Raw genomic sequence first — 12399 nt, 5'->3', positions numbered from 1 at the left:
CGTGACAGGCTCAGAACGGATCGTCCTCGGTGTCGTACACCGGGATATAATCGGGCCGGGTCTCCCGCAGCAGGGCCAGGCCGAAGATCACGGCCCCGGCGGCCAGCAAAAGCATCACCAGTTTGCCAAGCAGTTTCATGAAACGCGACCTCCTTTTGTATCGAAAGCGGACGGTGTGCCGCCCGCTGTTTCAGCGTTGTCCTTCTTTTAAATAGTATACCACATTCCCGTCCGTTTGTGCAAACAGTTTTTGCGCCGTCAAAAAGGGAAAAAATGGCGTAAAACCGGGCGTGAAAACCCGCCGGGAACGGTTGACTTGGGAAAGAAAGATGCTAAAATAAAAATAATGGGCATTTTGTGGCCGCCAGCCGGGCGGCGCGGTGTCCGAGACCAACAGAAATGGGGGATCGTTCAACTTATGTTGAAAAAGCTAAAGCGCGCGGCGCTGGGCGCCCGCGTCCCGCATGAGAAAGGAACTGCCGGGATGGAAACGGTCAAGATGCCCGTTCCCACCAAGGTCGTTCTTCCCATGCAGCAGCACATCGGCGCGCCCTGCACGCCGGTGGTGAAGAAGGGCGACACCGTGCAGGTGGGCACCCTTGTGGGCCAGGCCGGCGGTTTCGTCAGCGCCAACATCTACTCCGGTGTGTCCGGCACGGTCACCGGTGTGGACAGCGTGCGTCTGTCCAACGGCAGCTTCTGCCAGGCCGTGACCATCCAGCCCGATGGGCTGCAGACCGTTGACCCGGCGGTGAAACCGCCCGTCGTGACCGACAAGGAAAGCCTGATCGCTGCGGTGCAGGCCTGCGGCCTTGTGGGTCTGGGCGGCGCCGGCTTCCCCACCGCGGTGAAGCTGAGCCCCAAGACTCCGGTGGACACCCTGGTCATCAACGGCGCCGAGTGCGAGCCGTACCTGACCGCCGACGCCCGGGAGTTCCTGGAGGACAGCGAGACCGTGATGAGCGGTATCGAGGCCGTGATGAAGTACCTGGACATCAAAAAGTGCATCATCGGCATCGAGCGCAACAAGCCCGAGTGCATCGACCTGATGTGCAGCCTGGCCAAGGGCGTGGCCGGCGTGGAGGTCAAGCCTCTGCCCAGCCGCTATCCCCAGGGCGCTGAGAAGGTGCTCATCGAGTCCGCCACCGGCCGCGAGGTGCCTCGGGGCGGTCTGCCTGCCGACGCGGGCGTGATCGTGCTGAACGTCACCACTGTGTCCACCATCGGCAAGTACCTGGCCACCGGCATGCCGCTGGTCACCCGCCGCATGACCGTGGACGGCGACGCTGTCAAGGAGCCCAAGAACGTGGAAGTCATCGTGGGCACCCCCCTCCAGGAGGTGCTGGATTTCTGCGGCGTGAAAGAGGGCGTGACCGTTGGCAAGATGATCATGGGCGGCCCCATGATGGGCGTTGCCGTTGCCGACCCCGCCACCCCTGTGCTGAAGCAGAACAACGGCCTGCTGGTGTTCAGCGAGGCGAAGGCCACCCTGCCCGCGCCTCAGCCCTGCATCCGCTGCGGCCGCTGCATCGACGCCTGCCCCATGGGCCTGGAGCCGGTGCGCATCGCCGGCGCCTTCACCAAGAAGGACGCCGCCGCGCTGGACAAGCTGTGCATCGACCTGTGCATGCTGTGCGGCAGCTGCAGCTATGTCTGCCCGGCCAAGCGGCCTGTCACCCAGACCATGAGCCTGGCCAAGGATTTTGCCAAGAAGGAGGCGAACAAGTAATATGGAAAACCGTCTGAAAGTTACCGCCTCTCCTCACATTCAGGATAACTCCAGCACCCGCAAGCTGATGCTGAACGTGATCATCGCGCTGCTGCCCTGCGTGGTGGCCAGCACCATCATCTTCGGCGCCCGCACCCTGCTGGTGTGCGGCGTGACTGTGGCGGCCAGCGTGCTGTTCGAGTATCTGTATTGCCATCTGATGAAGAAGCCCAACCCGGTGGGAGACCTGTCCGCCGTGGTCACCGGCCTGATCCTGGCGCTGAACATGCCTGTGTCCATGCCCCTGTGGATCGCCATCGTGGGCGCCTTCATCGCCATCGTCATCACCAAGCAGCTGTTCGGCGGCCTGGGCATGAACTTTGCCAACCCCGCTCTGGTGGCCCGCATCGTTCTGTTCACCGGTTTTGCCAGCCGCATGACCGCTTGGGTCTACCCCGCCAAGGCCACCCGCACCCTCACCATGATGGGCGTTGACGCCGCCACCGGCGCCACCCCCCTGCAGGTGGAAGGCGGCGTGGGCAAGTACCCGCTGATGGACCTGTTCATGGGCGTGCACGGCGGCGTTATGGGCGAGACCTGCGCCCTGGCCATCCTCATCGGCCTGGCCTGGCTGCTCATCACCCGCACCATCACCGCCACCATCCCCGTTGCCTATGTGGGCAGCTACGCTCTGTTCAGCTTCCTGCTGAATGTGGGCGAGCTGGGCGCTGCCGACGCCGGCATGCTGGTGCTGCACGAAGTGCTGGCCGGCGGCCTGCTGTTCGGCGCGGTCTTCATGGCCACCGACTACGTCACCAGCCCCTTCACCTTTGTGGGCAAGATCGTCTTCGGCATCGGCCTGGGCCTTGTCACCTTCGGCATCCGGGCCTTCGGCAGCATGCCCGAGGGCGTTTCCTACGCCATCCTGTTCATGAACCTGCTGGTGCCCTACATCAATGATCTGGCCCATCAGGTGCCCCTGGGCTACAAAAAACACAAGAAAGGGGCGAAAGCGGCATGAAAGGCAAGACCTGGAACGATATCGTGAAACCCATCGTGGTGCTGGTGGTCATCTGTCTGGTGGCCAGCGCCGCCCTGGCGGGCGTGAACCAAGTGACCGCCCCCATCATCGCCGAGCAGCAGGAAGCTGCCGCCAACGCGGCCTATCTGGCAGTTCTGCCCGAGGCCGACGGATTTGAAGAAGTGACCGACTTCGCCACCACCAACGTGCAGAGCGTGCTGAAGGCCACCAACGACGCCGGCTGGGTCATCAAGGCCAGCGCCAAGGGCTTCGGCGGCGACGTGCCCGTGGTCGTGGGCTTTGACGCGGGAGGCGCCATCGTGGGCATCCAGTTCATGGAGAACTCCGAGACCGCCGGTTACGGCCAGAAGCTGGTGGACGGCAGTGAGGACGGCATCGCCTTCACCCAGCAGTTCATCGGCATGACCGAGGCGCCCGTGGTGGGCACCAACATCGACGCCATCTCCGGCGCCACCGTTTCTTCCAAGGCTGCCGCTTCCGCGGTGACCACCGCCATCAACTGCTTCAACGAAGTGGCTCTGGGCCAGGAGGCCGTCATCGACGAGGGCCCCGTTACCCTGAGCCCTGAGGAAGTGCGCGCCATGCTGGCGCCGAACGCCACCCTGACCCAGATCGACGCTCCCGAAGGCCTGACCGAGGCTTGGCAGGGCGACGACGGCAGCTACGTGCTGTACGCTGAGGACAAGGGCTGGGAGTACGCCACCAGCCCGATGACCATCGCTGTGGGCTTTGACGCCAACGGCGTCATCACCGGTGTGTGGGTGGACGCTTCCACCCAGACCGCCGGCATCGGCGACGTGGCCGCCGGCGAGGACTACCTGGGCCAGTACACCGGCATCGCTGACGAGGCCGGCCTGGATGGCGTGGATACCGTGGCCGGTTCCACCCAGTCCACCGTGGGCGTGAAGAAGGCTGTGCGCAAGTGCGTGCAGGCCATCGCCGCGCTGAACCCGAACGCCGGCGCCGGCGCCGCCACCAGCGTGCCCGCCGACAGCTCTGCTGCCACCAGCGAGGCCGCTACCAGCGCCGCCGCTTCCGCCAGCGAGGCTACCTCCGCCAGCGAGGCCACCTCCACCAGCGAGGCCGCCAGCGCCTCGTCTGCGTCTTGAGAAAGGAGGCTGTTTGACCAATGAAAAAGATCCAGATCTTTACCAACGGCCTCGTGAAGGAGAACCCGGTGCTGCGCCTTGTGCTGGGCACCTGCCCCACCCTGGCCGTCACCACCGCCGTGTCCAACGGCATCGGCATGGGCATTGCGGCTACCTTCGTGCTGTTCTGCTCCAACATCGCCATCTCCGCGCTGCGCAAGGTGATCCCCGATAAGGTCCGCCTGCCGGCGTATATCACCGTCATCGCCACCTTCGTGACCATCGTTCAGATGCTGGTCAAGGCCTTTGTGCCCGCCCTGGACGAGTCTCTGGGCGTGTTCCTGCCCCTGATCGTGGTGAACTGCATCATCCTCGGCCGCGCCGAGATGTTCGCCTCCAAGCACGGCGTGGTGGACTCCGCCTTCGACGGTCTGGGCATGGGCCTCGGCTTCACCCTGACCCTCACGGTGATGAGCACCATCCGCGAGCTGCTGGGCAGCGGCACCTGGTACGGCTTCAAGGTCATCCCCGAGAGCATCGACCGCTTCACCTTCATGACCACCCCCGCCGGCGGCTTCTTCACCTTCGGCCTGCTGATGGCTCTGGTGGTCTTCGTGGAGAACAAGCTGGGCGAGAGCAAAAAGCGCAGCATCGGCTGCGAGGGCTGCCCCTCCAAGGGCGCCTGCGGCGCGAAAGGAGGCTGTGAATAATGGCAGCGAAATTTGCGGCTATTTTCTTCACCATGATCCTGGTGGACAACTACGTTCTGGTGAAGTTCCTGGGCATCTGCCCCTTCCTGGGCGTGTCCAAAAAGCTGAACTCGGCCTTCGGCATGAGCTGCGCGGTCATCTTCGTCATGACCCTGGCGACCGCCGTGACCTGGCCCATTCAGAACTTCCTGCTCACCCCCGTGGACGCGGAGGGCAACCTGAAGTGGGACCTGGGCTACCTGCAGACCATCGTCTTCATCCTGGTCATCGCCGTGCTGGTGCAGCTGGTTGAGATCATCATGAAGAAGTATATGCCCCCGCTCCACAAGGCGCTGGGCGTGTATCTGCCCCTCATCACCACCAACTGCGCCGTGCTGGGCGTTACCGTTCTGAACATCGACAACGGCTACAACTTCGCCGAGAGCATCGTCTGCGCCCTGGGCGCCGGCTTCGGCTTCATGCTGGCCATGGTGCTGTTCAGCGGTGTGCGCAAGCGTCTGGAAGACGCCCAGCCCCCCAAGTGCTTCGAAGGCCTGCCCATCACCCTGGTGGCCGCTTCCGTGACCGCCCTGAGCTTCGGCGGCTTCGGCGGCATTGTGGAAAGCATCTTCGGATCTGTGTAAGGGAGGACGGAAAAGATGAGTATTGCTATCGCTGTTGCGATCGTCAGCGTTCTCGGCCTCCTGGGCGCGGTGATCCTGGTGCTGGCCGCCAAGTTCATGGCGGTGGAGGAAGACCCCCGCATCGGTGAGGTCGCGGGCTGCCTGCCCGGCGCCAACTGCGGCGCCTGCGGCTACGCCGGCTGTGCCGACTACGCCAAGGCCATCGTGGAAGAGGGCGCGCCTGTGAACAAGTGCGTGCCCGGCGGCGCGAACTGCGCTGCGGCTGTGGCCGCCGTGATGGGCGTGGAGGCCGGTGCTACCGCCTCCGTCAAGGCCACCGTGCGCTGCCAGGGCAAGCCCGGCGTGTGCACCCAGCTGTTCGACTACCAGGGCGTTGCCAGCTGCGCTGCGGCTGCTGCCCTGCACGGCGGCTCCAAGGCCTGTGCCTACGGCTGCCTGGGCCTGGGCGACTGCGTCAAGGCCTGCAAGTTCGACGCCATCCATGTGGTGGACGGCATCGCTCATGTGGACCCCGAAAAGTGCACCGGCTGCGGCGCCTGCGCTGCCGCCTGCCCCAAGAGCGTCATCGAGATGGCCTCTGACATGGACAGCAAGCCCCTGGTGCTGTGCCACAACACCGAGAAGGGCCCTGTGGTCATGAAGGAGTGCCAGACCGGCTGCATCGGCTGCATGAAGTGCCAGAAGACCTGCCCCAGCGAAGCCATCAAGGTGGAGAACTTCCTGGCCAGCATCGACTACTCCAAGTGCACCGGCTGCGGCCAGTGCGTGGAAGTCTGCCCCAAGCACGTCATCGTGCGCGCCTGAGCACAGACTGAAAGCTGAATAAAAGACCCGTCCCGGAATTTCCGGGGCGGGTCTTTTCCATTCGGATGAAACCAGGGGAGAGGGCTCAGCCGCGCTGGGCCATGGGCACATACTCCCGATGGGGCTGCACCGCCATGTAGGCCGGGCGGATGATCTTGCCCATGTTGATGAGCTCCTCCATGCGGTGGGCGCTCCAGCCCGCCACACGGGCGATGGCGAAGATGGGAGTGAACAGCTCGGTGGGCAGGCCCAGCATGCGATACACAAAGCCGCTGTAGAAGTCCACGTTGGCGGAAACGCCCTTGTAGATCTTGCGCTTCTCGCTGATGATCTGGGGCGCAAGACGCTCCACGGCAGAGTAGAGGGCGTATTCCTCGTGCATGTGCTTTTCCTCGGAGAGCTGCTCCACAAAGCCCCGCAGCAGGTTGGCGCGAGGGTCGCTGATGGAATACACCGCGTGGCCCATGCCGTAGATGAGGCCGCTCTTGTCGAACCGCTGGCCCTCCAGGCAGCCGGTCAGATAGGCGCGGATCTCGTCCTCGTCGGTCCAGTCCTTCACGCTGGCCTTCAGGTCCTCAAACATCTGTACCACCTTGATGTTGGCGCCGCCGTGGCGGGGGCCCTTCAGGCTGGCCAGCGCGGCCGCCATGCAGCTGTAGGTGTCGGTGCCGGAGCTGGTGACCACATGGGTGGTAAAGGTGGAGTTGTTGCCGCCGCCGTGCTCCGCGTGCAGCACCAGGCACAGGTCCAGAATGTGGGCCTCCAGCGGGGTGTACTGGCCGTCCGGCCGCAGCAGGGTGAGGATGTTCTCAGCGGTGGACAGGTCCGGCCGCGGGGTGTGGATGTAAAGGCTGTTGCCGTTCTTGTAGTGGTTGTAGGCCTGGTAGGCGTACACCGAGATGAGCGGGAAGATGGCAATGAGGTCGATGCACTGACGCACCACGTTGGGTAGGGAGATGTCGTCCGGCTTGTCGTCGTAGCTGGCCATGGTCAGCACGCAGCGGGCCAGGGTGTTCATCATGTCGCTGCTGGGAGCCTTGAGGATGACGTCCCGCACGAAGTTGGTGGGCAGGCTGCGGTAGAAGGCCAGCTGTTCGTTGAAGGCCTTCAGCTGCTCTGCGGTGGGCAGCTGGCCGAACATCAGAAGATAGGCCGTCTCCTCAAAGCCGAAGCGCTTGTCATGGATGAAGCCGCCGGTGAGCTTTTCCACCGGATAGCCGCGATAGTACAGCTCGCCCTCGCAGGGCACCTTTTTGCCGTCCACAACCTTGCTGCTGATGATCTCGCTGATCTCCGTCAGACCCGCCAGCACGCCGGTGCCGTCCAGATCGCGCAGGCCGCGCTTGACGTTGTAGCGCACATAGTCCTCTTTGTTGATCTGGTTGTTGGAAAGACACACCGCCGCCAGCGCTTCCAGCTCGGGGGTGATGCGGGAGTAATCCGAAAATTCCGCCATGATAAACGCCTCCTTTTTCCCCGCGGCGTCCGCCGCGTTTGCTTAAGCAAAAATTTCTCTATTTTGTAATTATACCACAGAATCCCTTCCCAGGTATGACGAATTTTTGAACGCGCCGTGCACATCTTGTTCTGCAAGAAAAAAGTGCGGCAAAAATCAAAAAAACACTTGCATTTTTTTCTGTGGCTTGCTATAATAGACAAGCACTCGATTGAGCGCGGAACATGTGGGAGTGTTCCCGAGCGGCCAATGGGGGCAGACTGTAAATCTGTTGCATAATTGCTTCGGTGGTTCGAATCCACCCGCTCCCACCAAAACGGAAAACCCGCCGAAGAACGGCGGGTTTTTGTTTTGTGGTTTGAGAGGGTGCGATGAGAACAGCCCGTCCCGCCCTCTGGCGGGGAAAAACAGTCCGGCGGACTGTTTTTCAGGGCGCGGCTTGCGAATCCACCCGCTCCCACCAAACAAAAGACCTGCCGAAAACGGCAGGTCTTTTGTTTTATGATCTGAACGGACCCAAAGACACACAAAATCACCCGCACCCACTCAAAAAGGAGGACGACGATATGGCGGATACGGATAAAAATCAGCCCGTAAAACAGTTTGAGGGCTTTCCGCTGGAGAATCTCATCAGCGGGCCTCTGGCGGCAGCGGCAAAGGGAAAGATGCCCTTGGCAGGCGAGGAAGATATGAAGCAATGGGAAGGGATCCGGAGCGCTGCGGATGCCGTAAAGAGAAACGACTCGAATGAATAACAGAAAAGCGCCTGCGCCCCGGTTTGTGCCGGGATGCAGGCGCTTTTGTTCGTTTGAAGAAAAATGGCTCAGCCCTTGTAGCCCACGGCGTCGGCCAGCTCCTTGTCGATCACCACATACACGTTCTCGTGCATCTTCAGCATGGTGCTGGGATTGTGGGTGGTGATGGTGTCGTCCATCACCAGGCCGCGGATGGCGTCGGTCTTGGCCAGGCCGGTGGCGATGAGCACCACGCACTTGGCGGCCAGGATGTCGCCCATGCCCATGGTAATGGCGGTGGTGGGCACGTCCTCCTTCTTCTCAAAGAAGCGGGAGTTGGCCTGGATGGTGCTCTCGGTGAGCTTCTCGATGTGGGCGGTGGCGTGCAGCACGTCCGCCGCCTCGTTGAAGGCGATGTGGCCGTTGTTGCCGATGCCCAGCAGCTGCAGGTCGGCAACGCCGCCCTCCCGCACCTTGGCCTCCAGCGCGGCGGCGTTGGCCTCGGGGTCGCCCATGCCCTGGGCAACGTAGGTGTTGGCCTTGTCGATGTTGATGTGGTCGAACAGGTTGGTGTTCATGAAGTAGCGGTAGCTCTGGTCGTGGGTCTCGGGGATGCCGCAGTATTCGTCCAGGTTCACCGTGTGCACCTTGGAGAAGTCCACTTTGCCGGCCTTGTTGGCCTCAATGAGCTTTTTGTACATGGGCACAGGGGTGCCGCCGGTGGCGAGGCCCAGTTTGCAATCGGGCTTCTCGTTGACCAGCCGGCAGATCATGTCGGCCACATAGGCGCAGCTCTCATCATAGCTATTGGTCACAACGACGTTCATGGTAAGCACTCCGATCTTAAAAAATTATTTGCCGGCCTGCAGCCGGGCTGTATATCTACTCTAATCATACCCGGGCACACCACAAAAGGAAAGCCCCGAAAAGCTTTATTTTTTGCACTGTATCGCCCGGTCAGACATACAGCTCCTGCTCCAGCGGAAGCGGCTGACCGATGGCCTCGTCGGCCACCGCCGCCGCCCGGAACGCCGCGGGGGTCTGGCCGGTGGCTTTTTTGAACACGCGGCACAGATAGTTCGCGCCGGAAAAGCCGCACAGACTGGCCACCACCTCCAGCGGGTACTCCCGCCGGGCAAGCAGCAGCTTTGCCGCCTCCAGCCGCACCCCGGTGAGATACTGCCCCGGAGTGATGCCCATGGCCGATTTGAACGCCCGCACCAGATGGCTTTTGCTCACCCCCAGGGATTCGCTCAGCTCCTCCACGCCGTAGAGGCCGGCGTAGTGTTCCCGGATCTGGGCCACCGCCTCGGCCACCAGGGGCGGCAGCGCCGCCCCCGCCGCGTCCGCCGGGGCCAGCTCGCACAACAGCCGGTAGCACAGTTCCCCCTGCAGCCCGTGGGCCGCTTCGGCCAGCGCCGCGATAAGGCCCGCCGCGCCGGGGCAGCCGCCGCCGTCGGCGAACATGGGTTTTTCCAGCCCTTCCAGGAACAGCCCGGCGGCCAGCCCGCCAATACGCACCGCCAGCAGGTGGCAGTTTTCGGCGGGCAAAAGACGCACCGGCCCCGCTGCCACCAGAAGGCTGCCTGCCCCCGCCAGCCGCGTCTCGTCTGTCTCCAGCGCGCACCGGCCGCTGGAGAGCACCCCGGCCCACAGCCCGCTGCCTTCCAGCGTCAGGGGCAGGCGGAACTGCCTGTCCGCCACTTCTTCCAGCCGTGCCACACGCTCACAGTCGAAAATCAATTTTCAACACCACACATCAATAAAATGCTATTTTAATTGGAAAAAAGTCTGTTATTATTATAATAGATGGTAAATGTGAGGTCAACTCACATCAACAAATGAATAAATCACGGAAAGGAAGATACCGGCAATGGCAAGCATCAGCTTACAGCACATCTACAAGATCTACCCCGGCGACGTGACCGCCGTCAAGGACTTCAACCTGGAGATCGCGGACAAGGAATTCATCATCCTGGTCGGCCCCTCCGGCTGCGGCAAGTCCACCACCCTGCGTATGATCGCCGGCCTGGAAGAGATCAGCAAGGGCGAGCTGTACATCGGCGACCGCCTGGTGAACGACGTTCCCCCGAAGGACCGCGACATCGCCATGGTGTTCCAGAACTACGCTCTGTATCCCCATATGACCGTGTACAAGAACATGGCCTTTGGTCTGGAGCTGCGCAAGACCCCGAAGGACGAGATCGACAAGCGCGTGCGTGAGGCCGCCAAGGTCCTGGACATCGAGCACCTGCTGGACCGCAAGCCCAAGGCTCTGTCCGGTGGTCAGCGTCAGCGCGTGGCCCTGGGCCGCGCCATGGTCCGTAACCCGGCCGTCTTCCTGCTGGACGAGCCTCTGTCCAACCTGGACGCCAAGCTCCGTACCAGCATGCGTACCGAGATCATCAAGCTGCATCAGAAGCTGGCCACCACCTTCATCTACGTTACCCATGACCAGACCGAGGCTATGACCATGGGCGACCGCATCGTGGTCATGAAGGACGGCATCGTGCAGCAGGTCGACACCCCGCAGCACCTGTACGATCTGCCCTGCAACATGTTCGTTGCGGGCTTCATCGGCAGCCCCCAGATGAACTTCCTGGACGCCACTCTGGGCAAGGAAGGCAACGAGTACTTTGTGGACATCAGCGGCGACAAGATCGTTCTGCCCGCCGAGAAGACCGCCGACGGCAAGCTGGACGCTTACGTGGGCAAGGCTGTGAAGGCCGGCGTCCGTCCCGAGGACATCAAGGACGACGAGGAGTTCGTGGCCAAGCACAGCGGCTGCAAGCTGAACGCCACCGTTGAGGTCAGCGAGCTGATGGGCAGCGAGATCTACCTGTACCTGGATTACAAGGGCAACAAGCTCACCGCCCGCGTGGCTCCCACCTCCAAGGCGAAGAACGGCAGCGAAGTTGTCGTGGCCTTCGATCCCCACAAGGTGCACCTGTTCGACCCCGAGACCGAGGTCACCATCCTGAACTGAGCAACCTTCAAGACACATCCGGGCAGCGGACGGGATCCCCGTCCGCTGCTCTTTTCAACACGGCGCGCAACCGCCGGGAGAGGACGGAACCTGTATGAAACTCATCGACTCCACCCCCAGAAAAGACGGCTACCGCATGCCGGGCGAGTACGAGCCCCACGAGGCCTGCTGGATGCTGTGGCCCCAGCGGCCGGACGTCTGGCGCTTCGGCGGCAAGCCGGCCCAGTACGCGTTCGCGGAGGTGGCAAAGGCCATCAGCCGGTTCGAGCCGGTGATCGTGGGCGTGAACGGCGACCAGTACGAGAACGCCTGCAACATGCTGCCCGACTGCGTGCGGGTGGTGGAAATTTCCAACAACGACTCCTGGATGCGGGACTGCGGGCCCACCTTTGTGAAAAACGACCGTGGGGACGTGCGGGGCGTGGACTGGCGCTTCAACGCCTGGGGCGGCCTGGAACACGGCGCCTACTTCCCCTGGGACAAGGATACCCAGGTCTGCCGCAAGGTGTGCGAAATTGCCGGCAAGGACATGTACAAGCTGCCGGATTTCGTGCTGGAGGGCGGTTCCATCCACAGCGACGGCGAGGGCACCGCGCTGGTGACGGAGGAGTGCCTGCTGCACCCGGGCCGCAACCCGCATTTGAACAAGGCCCAGATCGAGGAGAAGCTGAAGGAATACCTGAACGTGGAAAAGGTCATCTGGCTCAAGCGGGGCATCTACCTGGACGAGACCAACGGCCATGTAGACAACATCTGCTGCTTTGCCCGCCCGGGCGAGGTGCTGCTGGCCTGGACCGACGACGAGAGCGATCCGCAGTACGAGATTTCCGCCGAGTGCCTGGCCCTGCTGGAAAGCGAGACCGACGCCAAGGGCCGGCCCATCAAGGTGCACAAGCTGCACGTGCCCCGTCCGGTGCTCATCACCCGGGAAGAAGAGGCGGGCGTGGACGTGAAAGCCGGCTCCATCCCCCGGGTGGAGGGGGAGCGGCTGGCAGCCTCCTACGTGAACTTCTACTTTGCCAACGGCGGCATCGTGATGCCCCTGTTCGGCGACCCCGGCGACGAGCCCGCACTGGCAAAGATGCGGGAAATTTTCCCCGACCGGGAGGTGGTGGGCGTCTACGCCCGGGAGATCATTCTGGGCGGCGGCAACATCCACTGCATCACCCAGCAGCAGCCCAAGGGCCTTTGAACTGAACAGAAAAAGCGGCGCGCCCGTGGGGTCGCCGCCTTTGTATTTTTTTGGCG

Annotated in this window: 13 protein-coding genes and 1 tRNA gene; 10 read left to right on the top strand and 4 right to left on the bottom strand. The window is 62.6% G+C overall.

Translation table 11 applies throughout. The features are described 5' to 3' along the window. Positions 1-10: 10 nt before the first annotated feature. Positions 11-139 (bottom strand): hypothetical protein, encoded by a 129-nt coding sequence (locus tag ACMNAY_RS00370; protein WP_394969329.1) that lies wholly within the window; start codon positions 137-139, stop codon positions 11-13. 279 nt (positions 140-418) lie between these two features. Between ACMNAY_RS00370 and rsxC the strand changes: the two genes are divergently transcribed. The 6 genes from rsxC to ACMNAY_RS00340 are packed head-to-tail and all read left to right on the top strand — an operon-like array spanning position 419 to position 5975. Then, positions 419-1729 carry an electron transport complex subunit RsxC gene (gene rsxC / locus ACMNAY_RS00365; protein ID WP_418717956.1) on the top strand — a complete coding sequence of 437 codons (1311 nt, stop codon included), beginning with the start codon at positions 419-421 and terminating at the stop codon, positions 1727-1729. A 1-nt stretch (position 1730) separates the two neighbouring features. Beyond that, on the top strand, positions 1731-2729 hold the full coding sequence (locus ACMNAY_RS00360) for an RnfABCDGE type electron transport complex subunit D (RefSeq protein ID WP_418717955.1): 999 nt from the start codon (positions 1731-1733) through the stop codon (positions 2727-2729). After that, positions 2726-3859 carry an FMN-binding protein gene (locus ACMNAY_RS00355; RefSeq protein WP_418717954.1) on the top strand — a complete coding sequence of 378 codons (1134 nt, stop codon included), beginning with the start codon at positions 2726-2728 and terminating at the stop codon, positions 3857-3859. The genes ACMNAY_RS00360 and ACMNAY_RS00355 overlap by 4 nt, the downstream gene beginning before the upstream one ends. A 20-nt stretch (positions 3860-3879) precedes the next feature. Continuing rightward, on the top strand, positions 3880-4548 hold the full coding sequence (rsxE, locus tag ACMNAY_RS00350) for an electron transport complex subunit RsxE (protein ID WP_394975141.1): 669 nt from the start codon (positions 3880-3882) through the stop codon (positions 4546-4548). Further along, positions 4548-5171, top strand: coding sequence for an electron transport complex protein RnfA (locus ACMNAY_RS00345; protein ID WP_394975139.1), 624 nt, complete (start codon positions 4548-4550; stop codon positions 5169-5171). Before rsxE ends, ACMNAY_RS00345 begins: the two co-directional genes overlap by 1 nt. Before the next feature lie 15 nt (positions 5172-5186). Continuing rightward, positions 5187-5975, top strand: a complete 789-nt coding sequence (locus ACMNAY_RS00340) for an RnfABCDGE type electron transport complex subunit B (protein ID WP_394975138.1) — start codon at positions 5187-5189, stop codon at positions 5973-5975. Positions 5976-6060: 85 nt separating this feature from the next. Here the strand turns inward: ACMNAY_RS00340 and ACMNAY_RS00335 are convergent, their stop codons facing one another. Next, positions 6061-7431 (bottom strand): citrate/2-methylcitrate synthase, encoded by a 1371-nt coding sequence (locus tag ACMNAY_RS00335; RefSeq protein ID WP_418717953.1) that lies wholly within the window; start codon positions 7429-7431, stop codon positions 6061-6063. Positions 7432-7659: 228 nt separating this feature from the next. Between ACMNAY_RS00335 and ACMNAY_RS00330 the strand changes: the two genes are divergently transcribed. Together ACMNAY_RS00330 and ACMNAY_RS00325 are read left to right on the top strand one after the other, a co-directional pair. Then, positions 7660-7745: transfer RNA gene (locus ACMNAY_RS00330), tRNA-Tyr, on the top strand. 252 nt (positions 7746-7997) lie between these two features. Further along, positions 7998-8186 (top strand): hypothetical protein, encoded by a 189-nt coding sequence (locus tag ACMNAY_RS00325; RefSeq protein WP_418717952.1) that lies wholly within the window; start codon positions 7998-8000, stop codon positions 8184-8186. 68 nt (positions 8187-8254) lie between these two features. Here ACMNAY_RS00325 and nagB read toward each other — a convergent pair whose 3' ends face one another. Continuing rightward, a complete protein-coding gene (gene nagB, locus ACMNAY_RS00320) occupies positions 8255-8992 on the bottom strand; it encodes a glucosamine-6-phosphate deaminase (RefSeq protein ID WP_418717951.1) in 738 nt (245 codons plus the stop codon). A 130-nt stretch (positions 8993-9122) separates the two neighbouring features. Further along, the gene (locus tag ACMNAY_RS00315) at positions 9123-9908 is read right to left on the bottom strand and encodes a helix-turn-helix transcriptional regulator (protein WP_418717950.1); all 786 of its coding nucleotides are present in this window, start codon (positions 9906-9908) and stop codon (positions 9123-9125) included. Positions 9909-10038: 130 nt separating this feature from the next. Between ACMNAY_RS00315 and ACMNAY_RS00310 the strand changes: the two genes are divergently transcribed. Then, positions 10039-11151, top strand: coding sequence for an ABC transporter ATP-binding protein (locus ACMNAY_RS00310; RefSeq protein WP_418717949.1), 1113 nt, complete (start codon positions 10039-10041; stop codon positions 11149-11151). Positions 11152-11245: 94 nt separating this feature from the next. Next, positions 11246-12343, top strand: coding sequence for an agmatine deiminase (gene aguA / locus ACMNAY_RS00305; RefSeq protein WP_418717948.1), 1098 nt, complete (start codon positions 11246-11248; stop codon positions 12341-12343). Positions 12344-12399: the final 56 nt, after the last annotated feature.

It is taken from the genome of Candidatus Allofournierella merdipullorum (genome assembly GCF_048426865.1).
GTDB lineage: Bacteria > Bacillota > Clostridia > Oscillospirales > Ruminococcaceae > Allofournierella_A > Allofournierella_A merdipullorum.
The sequence above is the reverse complement of the archived record's forward strand: the minus strand, read 5'-3'. Positions and strand labels throughout refer to the sequence as shown.

Coding starts and splice junctions, on each gene's coding strand:
- rsxC (WP_418717956.1), top strand. CDS start 419: ATGTTGAAAAAGCTAAAGCGCGCGGCGCTGGGCGCCCGCGTCCCGCAT.
- ACMNAY_RS00340 (WP_394975138.1), top strand. CDS start 5,187: ATGAGTATTGCTATCGCTGTTGCGATCGTCAGCGTTCTCGGCCTCCTG.
- ACMNAY_RS00345 (WP_394975139.1), top strand. CDS start 4,548: ATGGCAGCGAAATTTGCGGCTATTTTCTTCACCATGATCCTGGTGGAC.
- ACMNAY_RS00355 (WP_418717954.1), top strand. CDS start 2,726: ATGAAAGGCAAGACCTGGAACGATATCGTGAAACCCATCGTGGTGCTG.
- ACMNAY_RS00335 (WP_418717953.1), bottom strand. CDS start 7,431: ATGGCGGAATTTTCGGATTACTCCCGCATCACCCCCGAGCTGGAAGCG.
- rsxE (WP_394975141.1), top strand. CDS start 3,880: ATGAAAAAGATCCAGATCTTTACCAACGGCCTCGTGAAGGAGAACCCG.
- ACMNAY_RS00370 (WP_394969329.1), bottom strand. CDS start 139: ATGAAACTGCTTGGCAAACTGGTGATGCTTTTGCTGGCCGCCGGGGCC.
- ACMNAY_RS00310 (WP_418717949.1), top strand. CDS start 10,039: ATGGCAAGCATCAGCTTACAGCACATCTACAAGATCTACCCCGGCGAC.
- ACMNAY_RS00360 (WP_418717955.1), top strand. CDS start 1,731: ATGGAAAACCGTCTGAAAGTTACCGCCTCTCCTCACATTCAGGATAAC.
- nagB (WP_418717951.1), bottom strand. CDS start 8,992: ATGAACGTCGTTGTGACCAATAGCTATGATGAGAGCTGCGCCTATGTG.
- aguA (WP_418717948.1), top strand. CDS start 11,246: ATGAAACTCATCGACTCCACCCCCAGAAAAGACGGCTACCGCATGCCG.
- ACMNAY_RS00325 (WP_418717952.1), top strand. CDS start 7,998: ATGGCGGATACGGATAAAAATCAGCCCGTAAAACAGTTTGAGGGCTTT.